Annotated in this window: 11 protein-coding genes; 9 read left to right on the top strand and 2 right to left on the bottom strand. The window is 60.6% G+C overall.

Features of this window, described 5'->3' with window-relative positions; all coding sequences use genetic code 11:
* Positions 1 to 4 precede the first annotated feature (4 nt).
* Together BQ9843_RS06955 and BQ9843_RS06950 are read right to left on the bottom strand one after the other, a co-directional pair.
* The gene (locus BQ9843_RS06955; RefSeq protein WP_022386581.1) at positions 5 to 514 is read right to left on the bottom strand and encodes a MarR family winged helix-turn-helix transcriptional regulator; all 510 of its coding nucleotides are present in this window, start codon (positions 512 to 514) and stop codon (positions 5 to 7) included.
* Positions 515 to 679: 165 nt separating this feature from the next.
* Positions 680 to 1,351, bottom strand: coding sequence for a hypothetical protein (locus BQ9843_RS06950; protein WP_075844430.1), 672 nt, complete (start codon positions 1,349 to 1,351; stop codon positions 680 to 682).
* A gap of 141 nt (positions 1,352 to 1,492) precedes the next feature.
* Here BQ9843_RS06950 and BQ9843_RS06945 point away from each other — a divergent pair, with 141 nt between their 5' ends.
* From BQ9843_RS06945 to fusA, 9 genes are all read left to right on the top strand, one after another.
* Complete coding sequence (locus tag BQ9843_RS06945; protein WP_075844429.1) at positions 1,493 to 2,629, top strand: pyridoxal phosphate-dependent aminotransferase; 1,137 nt, start codon at positions 1,493 to 1,495, stop codon at positions 2,627 to 2,629.
* A gap of 459 nt (positions 2,630 to 3,088) precedes the next feature.
* Positions 3,089 to 3,610 carry a 50S ribosomal protein L10 gene (gene rplJ / locus BQ9843_RS06940; RefSeq protein ID WP_022386578.1) on the top strand — a complete coding sequence of 174 codons (522 nt, stop codon included), beginning with the start codon at positions 3,089 to 3,091 and terminating at the stop codon, positions 3,608 to 3,610.
* Between the two features lie 108 nt (positions 3,611 to 3,718).
* Entirely contained in the window at positions 3,719 to 4,096 is a 378-nt protein-coding gene (gene rplL / locus BQ9843_RS06935; protein WP_022386577.1) for a 50S ribosomal protein L7/L12, read from the top strand.
* Positions 4,097 to 4,413: 317 nt separating this feature from the next.
* On the top strand, positions 4,414 to 5,319 hold the full coding sequence (locus BQ9843_RS06930; protein WP_040221088.1) for a UTP--glucose-1-phosphate uridylyltransferase: 906 nt from the start codon (positions 4,414 to 4,416) through the stop codon (positions 5,317 to 5,319).
* 269 nt (positions 5,320 to 5,588) lie between these two features.
* Complete coding sequence (rpoB, locus tag BQ9843_RS06925) at positions 5,589 to 9,110, top strand: DNA-directed RNA polymerase subunit beta (RefSeq protein ID WP_456318595.1); 3,522 nt, start codon at positions 5,589 to 5,591, stop codon at positions 9,108 to 9,110.
* A 6-nt stretch (positions 9,111 to 9,116) separates the two neighbouring features.
* The gene (locus tag BQ9843_RS06920) at positions 9,117 to 13,589 is read left to right on the top strand and encodes a DNA-directed RNA polymerase subunit beta' (protein WP_195906636.1); all 4,473 of its coding nucleotides are present in this window, start codon (positions 9,117 to 9,119) and stop codon (positions 13,587 to 13,589) included.
* 281 nt (positions 13,590 to 13,870) lie between these two features.
* Positions 13,871 to 14,245 carry a 30S ribosomal protein S12 gene (gene rpsL, locus BQ9843_RS06915; protein WP_022386573.1) on the top strand — a complete coding sequence of 125 codons (375 nt, stop codon included), beginning with the start codon at positions 13,871 to 13,873 and terminating at the stop codon, positions 14,243 to 14,245.
* 74 nt (positions 14,246 to 14,319) lie between these two features.
* Positions 14,320 to 14,793 carry a 30S ribosomal protein S7 gene (rpsG, locus tag BQ9843_RS06910; protein WP_022386572.1) on the top strand — a complete coding sequence of 158 codons (474 nt, stop codon included), beginning with the start codon at positions 14,320 to 14,322 and terminating at the stop codon, positions 14,791 to 14,793.
* Between the two features lie 19 nt (positions 14,794 to 14,812).
* Positions 14,813 to 16,921, top strand: a complete 2,109-nt coding sequence (gene fusA / locus BQ9843_RS06905) for an elongation factor G (RefSeq protein ID WP_075844426.1) — start codon at positions 14,813 to 14,815, stop codon at positions 16,919 to 16,921.
* The last annotated feature ends 36 nt before the right edge of the window (positions 16,922 to 16,957 follow it).

The raw sequence follows: 16,957 nt of genomic DNA, 5'->3' as shown, positions 1-16,957 counted from the left end.
TTTCTTAGTTGTTGGTCGTTGGTGTATCGGAAAAGCCGTCTTTTGGCTTGGGGTTTTCGCTATAGAGGATTTCGCGCAGGCGTGTTCCCTGGTTCTTCTCGATGATTTCGTTCATGCGGTGGATGAGGCGTACGAGCTCATGGGCGTCGTCGGGGCCGAGTTCGGCAAGAAACTCTCCGGTTTTGCGGTTGGAGAGCTCGCGTTTTTCTTCTATGCAAGCAAGTCCGTGCTCCGTGATCTTGACAATCACGCGGCGACGGTCGGCTTTGTCGGGCTCGCGAGTCACCCAGTCTTTAGCTTCAAGATTGCGCAGGATGTTTGCAACGCGCGGCGCAGAGACCCAGGCACGGTCGGCAATCTGGGAAGGGCTGAGCTCTCCGTTTGCAAGCATGAGCGCGCGCATGACGGCCATCTCGCCCGAGACGGCATTGCTCACGCGCGTCGACATGAACCGGTGCATCGAGCTGAATTCGCCGATAAGCTGCCGTGCGAGCTTTTCGTATTCGTCCGCCACGTCAATTCCTTAACACTAGAAACAATTATGGGGGATAACAATACCCCTACCGCCTTTTGATATACGGTTTGATGCAGAATTTTCAAATTATCGGAGAGGGCTGGCGGGGTCTTGTTGAATGTTTTAGCAGGTAAGCGTGGCTGGTATGGATTCGATTGATTATCGCTATCGGTGCCAGATTGCCTGGTGAAGACGAAGCATCGAAGGAAGGCCCGGCTGTGCGCAGATAAGGTTGCAGGGGTCTTCGTGTCCAATGGAGCGCATTGCCTTATCGAGGGGCTCGTCCAGGCGCGCGGCACAGACGAGCAAATCGATCGCCTTCGAGATGGGGCGGCGATGGGTGCCGAGGCGCGGAAGACGGTACAGGTGCTCGAAAGTGTCGGCACCGCCAAGGAGCAGCGCGCCTCCCCAGTTTGCGCCCATCCTCTCGATGTCAGGCCGCAGCGCGGCAAGCGCCTGGCGGTCGCTCGCGCTCGGAGCGGCATCGCCATAGGCGACGACGTATATAAGCGGCTCGTTGGAGCGGGGAATGCTCTTGACGATATGTTCGATTGCTTCGCTGGGCATGCCTGTATGGGCGTCGTTGGTCGAAAGGGGTCCCACGAGCACGAGCGATGTCGGCTCCGCCTGCTGCGGCGCCTCCTGCCATGTTTTGAGCTCCGTCAGCTCGACTTTTGGTGCTTGTGTTGCGGAGAGACGAGAGTAGGCGGCAACGGCGTCGGCGAAGTCGTGGGCGATAGCGCAGGAAATGCGCAGCTGCCGCGCTGCGACAGTGGGCTCGGCGCTGCTGTCGCAGGCGGGTAGCACGATGATACGGCGTTGAGTTTTATCTCTCATCTTGCCTTCCTTCCTGGGCTCTGGCGGCTCCGACTCCCCTTGGGTCGCGAATCGGTTCTTTTGCAGGAAAATGCCTACTGCACAAATGCATCCGAGTGGACTATCCTGTAACGGCTCAAATGATACTCGGATTGGATCGCCATGCCGCGCTCTCTGAACACATCGCTCGTGAGGCTCAAGTCCTCAGGCATTCGCCGCATCAACGCCCTTGCAGCCCAGCACCCAGGTTGCATCGCGCTTGCTCTTGGCGAGCCCGAGTTCGATACGCCGCAGGAAATTCGCGACGAGGTGACTCGCGCCCTCCAGCGTGGCGAGACCCATTATCCGCCCAACAACGGAACCCCGTTCTTGCGCAGGAGCATCAGCGAGTATATGTCTTCCCAGGGTTTTGATTACGCTCCGGACAATGTCATCGTGACCGATGGCGCCACCGAGGCGCTGCATGCGACCTTGCTCGCGATGCTCGAGCCCAACGACGAAGTCATCATCCCCACGCCCGCCTTTGGCCTGTACGAATCCATCGTGCGCGTGAACCATGCCTTCCCGGTCTTTCTGGACACGGCGCGTGCGGATTTCCAGATTGATGAGGATGCCCTACGCGACCGCGTGACGCCGGCGACCAAGGCCATTGTCATTTGCTCGCCCAACAATCCCACCGGCTGCATCTTCAATGCGGCTTCGCTCGATGCCGTGGCGCGTGTCGCTGCCGAGACGGGCATCTACGTGATCTGCGACGATGTGTACAACCGCTTGGTATACACAGACGGTTACGAGCGTTTTGCGCTGCGCCATCCGGAGCTGCGCGAGCAGACCGTGGTGGTCGATAGCTTCTCCAAGCCCTGGGCCATGACCGGTTGGCGTATCGGTTGGCTTGCCGCCGACCCTTCGCTTGCCGTGCAAATCGCGAAAGCGCATCAGTACATGGTGTCGTCTGCTGTCTCGTTCGAGATGCCGGCGGCAGCGGCTGCGCTCTCGGTGGACCCCGCTCCCATGCTCGAGACGTATCGTGCTCGTCGCGCACGCGTCCTTGCAGCGCTCGAGAAGATGGGCCTTTCGGTGGTGGAGCCCGCCGGCGCCTTCTACGTCTTCCCCTCCATCAAAGGTACGGGTCTAACGTCTGAGCAGTTCTGCACCCGAGCCATCGAGGAGGCCGGCGTAGGCCTGGTCCCCGGTTCGTGCTTTGGCAGCGAAGGGTACGTACGTCTTTCTTACTGTGTTTCCGACGAAGACCTCGACGAGGGCCTCTGCCGCCTGGATCGCTTCGTGGCAGGGCTGTAGCTAGTCGAGTGGGCATAGCCCTGCCTGTCCGTGGTCGGGTACTGCGGTTTGGCTAGATTCCGCACGCAAAGAAACGTCCAGTGGACGTTTCGTCTTGCGCAGGACTTGACCGAAGCCAAACCGCAGTGGCCGGACGTGGGCAGGCAGGGCGCCCTGGTGGAGATGCGCTCCGCTTTTGTCCTCTTTGTGCGCAACTCGTGTGCATGGTTGACTCTTTTTGAGCACCTCGCCATACTAACGAAAGTTCACGCACGAATCCGCTGCCAGAGACAGCCGGTGCTGCGGCGCGCAAGCGTCAAGGCTTAATGGGAGATCCCGCCAGCCGAGGTGGTCGAGCAGATATGTCTTCTCGCCCCCGTCGCTCTATGCAGCGCGGGGGCTTTTCTTTTTCTGACATGCCCCCGTCACGTCTTATTTGGCGGGTCCGTGCCCGGAAAAAGAAACAAGGAGGTGTATTTCATGCCACAGCAGTACAAGATCGACAAGGTTGCCGAGATCGAGTCTTGCATCGAGCAGAACGCTGGTCTGTTTGTCGTTTCCTACAACGGCCTGACCGTTATGCAGGCTCAGGAGCTCCGTCACGCGCTTCGCGAGTGCGGCGCCCAGATGAAGGTCTACAAGAACAACCTTGCCAAGATCGCTCTCAAGAACCAGGAGCAGCCCGAGATCGACGAGCTTCTCGCCGGCCCCAACGCTTATGTGTTCTACGAGACCGAGCCCGTGGAGGCCGCTAAGGCCCTCAAGACGTTCGCTGAGAAGTCCAAGGGCGTCCTTGAGATCAAGGGCGGTATCTCCGACGGTAAGGCCGTCACTGCCGATGAGGTCAAGGCTATCGCCGAGCTTCCCACCAAGGATCAGCTCCTCGGTCAGCTCGCCGGTCTTATCAGCGGTTTCGCTCGCGACATCGCTGTCTGCGTCAACGGCGTTTCCTCTGGTCTCGCTCGTTCGATCCAGCAGGTTTCCGAGCAGAAGGCAGCCTAGTCTGGCCTGCCCTCGTCTGCGGCGGCAACGCCGCACCCCTGATGCGCCTGCGCATCGCTTCATAACAGATCTCCGTGCATAACGCACGGAAACCGAAAGGACTTAGAAATGGCTAAGCTTACCACCGATGAGATCATCGATGCTCTTAAGGAAATGACCCTTCTCGAGGCTTCCGAGCTCGTCAAGGCTATCGAGGACACCTTTGGCGTTTCCGCCGCTGCTCCTGCTGCCGTTGTCGCCGCTCCTGCTGCTGGCGCTGCTGAGGCCGAGGAGAAGACCGAGTTTGACGTCGTGCTCGAGGGCTTCGGCGACAACAAGATCGCTGTCATCAAGGTCGTCCGCGAGCTCACCAGCCTTGGCCTGAAGGAGGCCAAGGAGGTCGTCGAGTCCGCTCCTAAGGCCGTCCTCGAGGGCGCCAAGAAGGAGGACGCCGAGGCTGCCAAGGAGAAGCTCGAGGCTGCTGGCGCTGCTGTCACCCTCAAGTAACTTCTGCTCCCACCGAGCATGTAGTTTCGTCGCCACTGTGTGACATGGGCGGGGTTCGCATTACGCGGGCCCCGCTTTTTTATAGGGCAAAACACCTTTAAAGGTCGAAGCTTTCGCGTACTTTGTTTGTCCTACAGACGATGGGGGAGTATACAAAGGTTCGCGATGGGCTGTACCTGCGGTTTGATTTCTCGCACTTAGAGTGGATTCCCTGCGGTTTTCACTTGCTTTCGCTGCGCGTGCACGCGCGATGCGCTAACCTTTTGCGGATATTCGCGCGCCTGTATGGCGCTGCTGCGAAAGGATTCCGTCTATTCATGAAGGCCATCATCCCCGCTGCGGGCCTCGGCACCCGCTTCTTGCCCGGCACGAAGTGCACTCCCAAGGAGATGCTGCCGGTCCTCGATAAGCCCGTCATCCAGTACGTCGTCGAGGAGGCGCTTGACCCCGAGGAAGTCGACGGTGTCATCATCGTCACCTCTCCGGGAAAGCCCGAGCTGCTGAGCTACTTCCAGCCCGATCGCTCCCTTGAGAACCTCCTGCGCGAGCGCGGAAAAGCCGAGTATGCCGATGCCGTTGCCAACGCTGGCAACATGCCGGTCGACTTCCGCTATCAGTATGAGCCCAAGGGCCTGGGCCATGCCATTCGCTCTGCTGCCGACGCTGTTGCGGGCGAGAACTTCCTTGTTTTGCTGGGCGACTATGTGGTGCCCAATCGCGACATCTGCAACAAGATGCTCTCGGTCTCTGCCGAGCACGGTGGTGCTTCCGTTATTGCTGTCGCTGCATGCGCCCCTGATGAGGTTTCGCGCTATGGCGTGATCGCGGGCGACCGCGTGGGCTCGCTTGAGGGCTGCGAAGACGTGGGCGACGCCGAGCCGGGTGCTGTTTGGCGCATCGGCGGATTGGTGGAGAAGCCTGCTCCCGAGGCGGCTCCCTCCAACCTCTATATTGTGGGCCGCTATCTGCTGAGCCCGCTCGTTATGGATCTTTTGGCCGATCAGCAGGCCGGCAAGGGCGGCGAGATTCAGCTCACCGACGCCATGGCGCGCAGCCTTGACCGTGAGGCCATGTACGCCGTCGTGATCGATCCGCTTTCGGGTTACGACACCGGCACGCCTTCTGGCTGGATGGCGACAAATGCCCTTATGGCGGCAACCGACCCTCGCTTTGCCGATGCTTTCTGGGACGCTATCGACGAGCGCGGAGGCCTGACGCGCTAGACACGTGACCTTGCACGCTCCAATACATAGATCCGATATGCGAACGGGATCGCCTTGGCGGTCCCGTTTTTCGTTCGCCGAAAAAGCCTTGCCATGCGAAGCTAAAAAAGCGTTCACTAGAAACCCATGAACATATGTTCGATGCACTATAGTTTACCTGCGTATTTAATAGAGAACTTTTTTGCTACTCTAAAGAGCTCCATGAGTCAAGACTTTTCTTGCTCAACGGGAGTCTCCTGGTAAACTAATAGGTTGCGATAACTGGCACGATGCTGTGCCGATCAACCGCGTTCCCGCGAAGGAGGAAACACCTGGTGCAGAACACTACCCAAGCCGTTACGGCAACAGAGCGCACCCGCGTCAACTTCGGGAAGATTCCCGAGGCCATGGAACTGCCCAACCTCATTTCCGTTCAGAAGCAGTCCTTCCAGCGTTTTATGGATGAGGGCCTGCGCGAGGCCTTCAAGGAGTCGAGCCCTATCCAGAGCTCCAATCACGTCCTTGAGGTCACGTTTGGCGAGCATCAGTTCGGCGACCCCGCCCACACCGTGGAGGAGTGCCGCGAGAAGGATATGACCTATCAGGCGCCGCTTTTGACCGACGTTCGTCTTACCAACAAGGAGACCGGCGAGATCAAAGAGCAGCTCGTCTTCATGGGCGACTTCCCCATGATGACCGATCAGGGCACCTTCATCATCAACGGCACCGAGCGCATCGTCGTCTCCCAGCTGGTCCGCTCCCCGGGCGTGTACTACAGCTCCGAGATGGATGGCGGCAAGCAGGTCTACAAGGCGCAGATCATCCCTGCCCGCGGCGCCTGGCTCGAGTTCGAGGTTGACAAGCGCGACCAGCTCGTGGTTTCCATCGACCGTAAGCGCAAGCAGTCTGCCACCATGTTCCTGCGCGCCCTGGGTATCGCTGTGACCAACGACGATATCTACGAGCTGCTGGGTGACTCCGACGTCATCAAGCGCACCATCGAGCGCGATACCGCCCTTACTCGCGAGGACGCCCTCATCGAGATCTACCGTCGCCTGCGTCCGGGCGAGCCTCCCACCGTGGATGCTTCCCGCAGCCTGCTCGAGGGCCTGCTGTTCAACCCGCAGCGCTACGACCTTGCTCGTGTTGGCCGCTATAAGGTCGACAAGAAGCTCGGTCTGGACACCACCGAGGATGTCACCGTCCTTACCGACGAGGACATCGTTGCCACCCTTCGCTACCTGCTGTCCCTTGCTGCAGGCGAGCACGGCTTCAAGACCGACGACATCGACCACTTTGGCAACCGCCGCATCCGTACCGTGGGCGAGCTCGTCGCCAACCAGTTCCGTATCGGCATGAGCCGTATGGAGCGCGTCGTGCGCGAGCGCATGAGCTCTCAGGATATCGACGAGATCACCCCGCAGTCGCTCATCAACATCCGCCCGATCGTGGCCGCTATCAAGGAGTTTTTCGGCTCCTCGCAGCTGTCCCAGTTCATGGACCAGGCAAACCCGCTGACGGGTCTGACCCACAAGCGTCGTCTGTCCGCACTCGGCCCTGGTGGTCTTGCCGGTCACAAGTCTGGTTCCAGCCGCCGTACCAACGTGCCTACCGCCGTCCGCGACGTCCACAATTCGCACTACTCCCGTATGTGCCCCATCGAGACCCCCGAAGGCCCCAACATCGGCCTGATCGGCTCGCTGGCGCTCTATGCTCGCGTGAACGAGTACGGCTTCATCGAGGCTCCGTACCGCCAGGTGCACAACGGCCAGGTTACCGACATCATCGACTGGATGACCGCCGATGAGGAAGAGAACCACATCATCGCGCCGGCCAACACCCCGATCGACCCCGTCACCAACGAGTTCGTGACCACCGACGCCGAGGGCAACCTCGTGCGCCCGCACACGGTCATCGCCCGTACGCGCGACTTCGACGGCTCCTTCGGCGCCCCGGCAGACGTTCCCACCGACGACGTGGACTACATGGATGTCTCGCCGCGCCAGATGCTCTCGGTCGCAGCTACCCTCATTCCGTTCCTTGAGCACGACGACGCCAAGCGTACCCTCATGGGCGCAAACATGCAGCGTCAGGCTGTGCCCCTGCTGCACCCCGTCGCTCCGTACGTGGGCACGGGCATGGAGCATCGTGCCGCCGTGGACTCCGGCGAGGTCACGCTGGCCAAGCACGCCGGCGAGGTCATGTTTGCCGACGCCTCCAAGATCATCATCAAGTCCGATGCCGGCATGGATGAGTATCACCTGCCCAAGTATCAGCGCTCCAACCAGTCCACCTGCATCAACCACCGCCCGCTCGTGCGCGTGGGCGATACGGTTGTGGAGAAGCAGCCCATCGCCGATGGTCCTTCTACCGATCACGCCGAGCTCGCCCTCGGCCAGAACCTCACCGTGGCTTACATGCCGTGGGAAGGCTTCAACTACGAGGACGGTATCGTCGTTTCCGAGCGCCTGGTTTCCGAGGACCTGCTGACCTCCATCAACATCTCCCGCCACGAGATCGACGCTCGCGACACCAAGCTCGGTCCCGAGGAGATCACCCGCGAGATCCCGAACCTCTCCGAGGACATGCTTGCGAACCTTGACGAGGACGGCATTATCCGCATCGGCGCCGAGGTGGGCCCTGGCGACATTCTGGTTGGCAAGGTCACGCCCAAGGGCGAAAGCGCCCTTACCGCCGAGGAGCGCCTGCTGCGCGCCATCTTCGGTGCTAAGGCCCATGACGTTCGCGACACTTCCCTCAAGATGCCTCACGGCTCCTACGGTCGCGTCATCGACGTCGTTCGCTTCTCGCGCGAGAACGGCGACGACCTGGCCCCCGGTGTGAACGAGCAGGTGCGCGTCTACGTCGCTCAGCGCCGTAAGATCCAGCAGGGCGACAAGATCGCCGGTCGCCACGGCAACAAGGGCGTTATCTGCGAGGTCCTGCCCGTGGAGGACATGCCCTACATGGCCGACGGCACCCCCATCGACGTTATCCTCAACCCGCTGGGCGTTCCCTCCCGTATGAACGTGGGCCAGCTGCTCGAGTGCCACCTTGGCTGGGCTGCCGCCTGCGGCTGGGATCCCAATTCCGACGATTCCGACGAGTACGTCCCCGGCCCGTTCTTCACCGCGACGCCCGTCTTTGACGGCGCCAAGGAGGACGAGATCGCCGAGGTCATCCGCCGTGCCAACAAGAACATGGTCAACCTTGCCCGCGAGCGCTACGGTGAGCACATGCGCACCGAGTTCGTGACGCAGCTCGACGAGCGCGGCAAGACCAAGCTCTACGACGGCCGTTCGGGCGAGGAGTTCCGCGAGCCCATCACCGTGGGTACGTCCTACATGCTCAAGCTCGGCCACATGGTCGACGACAAGATCCATGCTCGTTCCACGGGCCCGTACAGTCTCGTCACCCAGCAGCCGCTCGGCGGTAAGGCCCAGTTCGGCGGCCAGCGCTTCGGCGAGATGGAGGTCTGGGCGCTCTACGCGTACGGTGCCTCCAACGTCCTGCAGGAGATCCTCACCGTCAAGTCCGACGATACCGTGGGCCGCGTCAAGACCTACGAGTCCATCGTCAAGGGTGAGAATGTCCCCGTGGCGGGCATCCCCGAGTCCTTCAAGGTTCTCGTCAAGGAGATTCGCTCCCTGGCCCTCGACATCGAGCCCCTGCGCGACGAGGAGCCCAAGCCTGCGGCCGCTCCCGTTGCCGAGGACGATATCGACCTTGCAAACGATGACGCCGACACCTCTCTGGATGCGCTCGACGCTCAGATCGATGAGCTCGCCGCACCTGCGACTGATAAGGAGTAGTTGACTGTGGCAGATTTCGAAGCTACTGATTTTGATGCGGTAAAGATCTCGCTTGCCTCCGCCGACCAGATTCGTTCCTGGTCTCACGGTGAGGTCAAGAAGCCCGAGACCATCAACTACCGTACCCTCAAGCCCGAGAAGGACGGCCTGTTCTGCGAGAAGATCTTCGGTCCCGCCAAGGACTGGGAGTGCTCCTGCGGCAAGTACAAGGGCATTCGCTTCAAGGGTATCGTCTGCGAGCGCTGCGGCGTCGAGGTCACCTCGGCCAAGGTGCGCCGCGACCGCATGGGCCACATTGAGCTCGCTGCTCCCGTGTCCCACATCTGGTACTTCAAGAGCCCCACGAGCTTCCCGATGAGCCGTCTTCTGGACATCAAGTCCAAGGACCTGGAGAAGGTTTTGTACTTCGCCAGCTACATCGTGACCTCTGTGGACTATGAGGCCCGTGACGCCGACGCCGACGACCTGCGCGAGGAGCTCGCCGCCGATCTGGAAGAGATCGATGCCGAGTGCGCTCGCCAGATCGAGTCTCTCAAGGAGCAGGGCAACCCCGAGAACTTCGACGAGTTCTCCGACGAGGAGCCCCTCTCTGCCGACGAGATCGCCGCTGGCATCGTTGACATCGAGGAGGAGTGCAAGGACGAGAAGCAGCTGCGCTCCGACGCCTTCCAGGCCTTCATGCAGCTCTCTGAGCGCGACCTCATCTCCGATGAGCCGCTGTTCCGCGAGATGAAGCGCTACTACTCCATGTACTTCAAGGGCGATATGGGCGCCGAGGCCATCCGTGACCTCCTCGCCGCTATCGACCTGCCCAGCGAGGCCGAGAAGCTGAAGGCCATCATCGCCGATACCGATGGCCAGAAGCAGAAGCGTGAGAAGGCCGTCAAGCGCCTCGAGGTTGTGGACGCCTTCCTTAAGGGTCACAACGACCCCGCCAACATGATTCTCGACGTCATCCCCGTCATTCCGCCCGATCTGCGCCCGATGGTCCAGCTCGACGGTGGCCGCTTTGCCGCTTCCGACCTCAACGACCTGTATCGTCGCGTGATCAACCGCAACAACCGTCTGAAGCGCTTGCTCGACCTCGATGCTCCTGCGATCATCGTGAACAACGAGAAGCGCATGCTCCAGGAGGCCGTCGACGCACTGTTCGATAACGGCCGTCGTGGTCGCCCGGTCTCCGGCCGTGGCGGACGCCCGCTCAAGTCGCTCGCCGAGGCCCTCAAGGGCAAGCAGGGCCGCTTCCGTCAGAACCTGCTGGGCAAGCGTGTTGACTACTCCGGCCGTTCGGTTATCGTTACCGACCCGAAGCTCCTGCTGCATCAGTGCGGCCTGCCCAAGACCATGGCGCTCGAGCTCTTCAAGCCGTTTGTCATGAAGCGTCTGGTGGAGCTTGGCAAAGTCGAGAACATCAAGGGCGCCAAGCGCGCCATCGAGCGCGGTGCCACCTTTGTGTGGGACATTCTCGAAGAGGTCATCGACGGCCGTCTGGTTCTGCTCAACCGTGCACCGACCCTGCACCGTCTGTCCATTCAGGCATTCGAGCCCGTCCTCGTTGAGGGCAAGGCAATCCACCTGCATCCGCTGGTCTGCTCGCCGTTCAACGCCGACTTCGACGGCGACCAGATGTCTGTGCACGTGCCGCTGTCGCTTCAGGCTCAAGCCGAGGCCCGCGTGCTCATGCTCTCTGCCAACAACCTGCGCTCGCCGGCATCTGGCAAGCCGGTCAACATCCCGTCGCAGGACATGATCATCGGTGTGTACTACCTCACGCTCGCTCGCGACGGCATGCCCGGCGAGGGCCACGTCTTCGCTGACTTCGAGGACGCTCTTGCGGCCTATGACGCCCGTACCGAGGTTGACCTTCAGGCCAAGATCCAGGTGCGCGTGTCTTCCAAGGACGCCAACGTCGTCACCGAGGACGGCCAGCGCATCTTCCGCGTCAAGAACGGCAAGAACGATGTTGTCGATTACGACGTGACCGGTTCCAAGACGGCTCGCTTCGAGACGTCCATCGGCCGCATCATCTTCAACCGTCAGTGCCTGCCTTCTGACTACGAGTACATGAACTACAAGATGGTCAAGGGCGATGTCGCCAAGCTCGTTGCCAACTGCTGCGACCGTTATCCGCAGGCTCAGGTGGCACCGATCCTCGACGCCATCAAGTTCGCTGGCTTCCACTTCGCTACTCGCGCAGGCCTTACCATCTCGCTGTGGGACGCCCTCATTCCTGAGGAGAAGCCCCAGATCCTGGCCGAGGCCCAGTCGCGCGTCGACCAGATCAACGAGTACTTCGAGGAAGGCTTCATCAACGAGCAGGAGCGTCACACCGAGGTCGTCAACGAGTGGACTGCCGCTACCGACGACGTTGCTGCCAAGATGCTCGGCCTCTTTGACGAAGAGAACCCAATCTACATGATGGCCGACTCCGGCGCTCGTGGTTCTAAGACCCAGCTGCGTCAGCTCGGCGGCATGCGCGGCCTTATGGCCGACATGTCCGGCGAGACCATCGACCTTCCCATTAAGGCCAACTTCCGCGAGGGCCTGCTTCCGCTCGAGTACTTCATTTCCACCTACGGCGCCCGTAAGGGCCTGGTCGACACCGCGTCGCACACTTCCGACTCGGGTTACCTCACCCGTCGTCTGGTCGACGTGGCGCAGGACGTTATCGTTCGCGAGGAGGACTGCGGTACTACCGAGGGCGTGAGCTACAACCTCATCATCCCCGGCACCGACGACATCAACGCCGACCTCGTTGGCCGTTGCTACTCCGATGACGTCGTGGCTCCCGATGGCACTGTTCTCTTTGAGAAGGATGCCTACATCGAGAGCGTCGCCGATCTTCAGAAGATGATCGACGCCGGCCTCAAGAAGGTTAAGCTGCGCGCGCTGCTTACCTGCCGTTCTAAGTACGGCGTGTGCCAGAAGTGCTACGGCTGGGATCTTTCCACCCGTCGTCCGGTTGCCATCGGCACCGCGGTGGGCATTATCGCTGCACAGTCCATCGGCGAGCCCGGTACGCAGCTGACGATGCGTACCATTCACTCCGGCGGCGTCGCCGGCGTCGACGACATTACGCAGGGTCTGCCGACCGTTGGCCGTATGTTCGACGTCGTTGGTAACGTCAACGAGAAGATTCTGGGCCGCGAGGCCGACCTCGCCCCGGTCTCTGGCTTTATGGCTATTAAGCCCGAGAAGTCCGAGTACGTGATCACCATCGCCGATAGCGACGACCATAGCCGTATCCTCGATGAGCGCCGCGTGCCCGCATCCGTTCGCTTCATGCCCGGTATCGAGGACGGTTGCACCGTCCGCGCCGGTGACCAGATCACCAAGGGCTTCGTGAACTTCCGCAACCTGCGTAAGCTCACCGATATCGAGACGACGATGCACACCTTCGTCGAGAACGTCAAGGATGTCTACACCTCCCAGGGCGTCGACCTGAACGACAAGCACATCGAGGTCATCGCACGCCAGATGCTGCGCCGCGTTCAAATCACCAACCCGGGTGACTCCAAGTACCTGCTTGGTCAGTACGTGGACCGCTACGAGTTTGCCGACGAGGTCGAGCGCGTTGCCCGCATCGGTGGCGCGGCACCCGCTGCCGAGCCCGCGATCCTCGGTACGCTGAAGGTCGCCTCGAGCATCGATTCCTGGCTCTCCAGCGCATCGTTCATCCGTACCGCCGGCGTCCTTACCGAGGCTGCTATCGAGGGCAAGGTCGACCACCTGCTCGATCTGAAGTCCAACGTCATCGTTGGTAAGAAGATCCCCGCAGGCACCGGCCTCAAGCCCTACGACAAGGCTGCGCTTACGTACCGCACTGCCGATGGCTATGTGAACATCGACGGTCCGGCGTCGCCGATGGCAAAGGTCCTGCCCGAGTGGGCTCCCAGCGAGCTCAAGAACCTGGACGAGCAGCTCCCGCAGCAGCTCGACTGGACCGGCTACGATGACTTCAACGGTGGCGACGGCTCGCTGACCCGCAACGGTCGCATCATCTCTGCCGAGGATGCTCGCCTGTACCTCTTTGACGACCTGGGCGTGTCTCAGCGCTGGACCAACAAGTTCAGCGAGGTTGGCATCGAGACCGTGGGCGACCTCATGGGCAAGTCTGAGGAGGACCTGCTTCGTATCGACGGTATTGGTGCCAAGGCGATCGAGGAGCTGCGTGACGGCCTTGAGGCTCACAACCTGCTCTACATCCTCGACAGCACTAACGACGACGTGGCCGACGAAGAGGACCTCTCGCAGCTGCTGCAGATGGTCTTTAGCCCCGACGGCCCCGACGACATCCTGCTGGGCACCAGCGCTCCGCGCCATCACTTCGACTCCGATGAGGAGATGCTTGGCGCACCTGCCGCCGAGAAGAAGGAGTCCGGCTCGGGCGTCATCAACGAGGACATGGCCTCGCTTGATGAGCTGCTCAATCAGCTGGTCGATGGTGGCGACGAGGACGAGTCCGAGGGCGACGAGTAATCGCTAGCCAAGGCAACCTTGCATGACAAAGGGCCGCTTCCCAAGAGGGGAGCGGCCCTTTTGCTGTTTGAAGGAGGAGTTGAATGCTGCTGCGCCACAAACTTGTGGAGGCTTTGCGGAAAAGTAGGAATTTTAGGATACGCCCGGCGGCGTGGTGTGTTGACAGCGCAGGTTCAGGCTCGTATTCTCATGAACTGCGTGTTTCGTAGGGGGATGCTGACCCCTCGATTCAAGCCGTTGCACAAGTATAAAGCTGGAATCATTACGAGAAGGAGTACGCTTTGCCTACTATTAACCAGCTGGTTCGCCAGGGCCGTCGTTCCGTGCCCAAGAAGTCCAAGAACGCCGCTCTGCAGCACAACCCCCAGAAGCGTGGCGTTTGCACCCGCGTGTTCACCACGTCTCCCAAGAAGCCGAACTCGGCTCTTCGTAAGGTCGCCCGTGTGCGCCTTGTCAACGGCATCGAAGTCACCGCTTACATCCCCGGTGAGGGCCACAACCTTCAGGAGCACTCCATCGTCGCTATCCGCGGCGGCCGTGTTCGTGACCTCCCTGGTGTTCGCTATCACGTCATCCGTGGCGCATATGACGCTGCTTCCGTGCAGAACCGTATGCAGTCCCGCTCCAAGTACGGCGCCAAGCGTCCTAAGAAATAAGTACTTATTTGATCTGATAGCTTGATCGGCGCTGGTACGCCAGCCGTCGGTTGACAATAGCAAGGAGATTTCACATGCCGCGTCGTGCAGCAGCAAACCGCCGCGAGGTCCAGCCGGATTCCGTCTACAACAATCGCCTCGTGACGCAGCTCATCAACAAGGTTCTGCTTGATGGCAAGAAGGCCACCGCAGAGCGCATCGTTTACACCGCTTTCGAAATGGTCGCAGAGAAGAGCGAGGACGGCGACGCCCTGGCTACCTTCAAGAAGGCCATGGACAACATCCGCCCGACCCTCGAGGTCAAGCCCAAGCGCGTTGGTGGCGCTACCTATCAGGTGCCTATGGAGGTCAACTCCCGTCGTTCCACGGCTCTTGCTATCCGCTGGATGGTCAACTTCAGCCGTGCCCGCAAGGAGAAGACCATGGCCGAGCGTCTCGCTAACGAGATCCTCGACGCTTCCAATGGCGTTGGCGCTTCTGTCAAGAAGCGTGAGGACGTCTTCAAGATGGCCGAGGCCAACCGCGCGTTCTCTCACTATCGTTGGTAAGTTAAGGTAAGGAACTAACATGGCCAAGGCTAAGTACAAGCTTTCCGATACCCGTAACATCGGCATCATGGCTCACATCGATGCTGGTAAGACCACCACGACCGAGCGTATTCTTTACTACACCGGCAAGACCCACAAGATCGGTGAGGTTCATGAGGGCGCTGCCACCATGGACTGGATGATTCAGGAGCAGGAGCGTGGCGTAACCATTACCTCCGCTGCTACCACGTGCTTCTGGAAGAAGGACGGTACCGACTACCGCATCCAGATCATCGACACCCCGGGCCACGTCGACTTCACCGCTGAGGTCGAGCGCTGCCTGCGCGTTCTCGACGGCGCTGTCGCTGTCTTCGACGCCGTTGCTGGCGTTCAGCCCCAGTCCGAGACCGTGTGGCGTCAGGCTTCCACCTTCAACGTCCCCCGCATCGCTTTTATCAACAAGTATGACCGCGTGGGCGCTGACTTCTTCAACGCTATCGAGACCATGAAGGAGCGCCTCGACGCTAACGCCGTCGCCGCTCAGATTCCGATGGGCGCCGAGGACAACTTCTGGGGCGTTATCGACCTCGTTACCATGACCGCATGGGACTTCAAGGCCGACGACAAGGGCATGACCTACCCCGAGCCGATGGACGAGATCCCGGCTGAGTTCGCCGACATCGCTGCCACCAAGCGCGAGGAGCTCCTCGACGCTGCTGCCAGCTTTGATGACGAGCTCATGGAGAAGATTCTCATGGAGGAGGACTTCACCGTCGAGGAGCTCAAGGCTGCTCTGCGTAAGGGTGTTCTGGCCAACGAGCTCAACCTCGTCTTCGTGGGCTCCGCTTACAAGAACAAGGGCGTGCAGGAGCTGCTCGACGCTGTTGTCGACTACCTCCCCAGCCCGCTGGACGTTCCCGCTATCGAGGGTACCGACCCCAACACCGGCGACACCATCGAGCGTCACCCCGACTTCGATCAGCCCTTCGCTGGCCTTGCCTTCAAGATTATGACCGACCCGTTCGTCGGTAAGCTCACCTACGTCCGCGTCTACTCCGGCGTGGCCGAGTCCGGTTCCTACGTTGTCAACGCTTCCAATGGCAAGCGTGAGCGTCTGGGCCGCATCCTCGAGATGAACGCTGCCGAGCGTATCGACCGCGACGACGCATGTGCCGGCGACATCATCGCTTGCGTGGGCCTCAAGAACACCACCACCGGTGATACCCTGTGCGCCGAGGGCAAGGAGATCGTTCTCGAGAAGATCGAGTTCGCTAAGCCCGTTATCGACGTTGCCATCGAGCCCAAGACCAAGGCCGAGCAGGACAAGATGTCCATCGCTCTGACCAAGCTCGCCGAGGAGGACCCGACCTTCCAGGTATCCACCAACCACGAGACCGGCCAGACCATCATCGCCGGCATGGGCGAGCTGCACCTCGAGATCATCGTCGACCGTCTGCTTCGTGAGTTCAAGGTTGACGCTAACGTTGGTAAGCCTCAGGTTGCTTACCGCGAGACCGCTGGTCACGACGTCGAGAAGGCTGAGGGCAAGTTCGTCCGTCAGTCTGGTGGTCGCGGTCAGTACGGCCACGCCGTCATCAAGCTCGAGAAGATGGAAGAGGGCTTTGGCTACGAGTTCGTCAACGCCATCGTCGGCGGTGTCGTTCCCAAGGAGTACATCCCCTCGATCGACAAGGGCATCCAGGAGGCACTGCAGACCGGTGTTATCGCTGGCTTCCCTGTCCTCGACGTGAAGGTCACCCTGTTCGACGGTTCCTACCACGAGGTCGACTCCTCCGAGGCTGCCTTCAAGATCGCCGGTTCCATGGCAATCAAGGACGCTCTCAAGAAGTCCGATCCGCAGCTGCTCGAGCCGGTCATGGCCGTTGAGGTTGAGACCCCCGAGCAGTACATGGGTGACGTTATGGGCAACATCTCCAGCCGTCGTGGCAACATTGAGGGCATGGAGGATCGCAAGAACACCAAGCTCATCCGCGCTAAGGTGCCCCTGGGCGAGATGTTCGGCTATGCTACCGACCTTCGCTCCCAGACCCAGGGTCGTGCATCCTACACGATGCAGTTCGACTCTTACGAGCCCGCTCCCAAGTCCATTGTGGAAGAGGTCGTCAGCAAGAACGGTGGCCAGGCCTAAGCCTTCGCCGTACGTAGGTTATTACGCGAGAAACCC

The organism is Collinsella bouchesdurhonensis (assembly GCF_900155365.1).
In the GTDB taxonomy this organism is placed as follows: domain Bacteria; phylum Actinomycetota; class Coriobacteriia; order Coriobacteriales; family Coriobacteriaceae; genus Collinsella; species Collinsella bouchesdurhonensis.
Note: the sequence above shows the minus strand (reverse complement) of the source record. Positions and strands in the feature narration are given on the sequence as shown.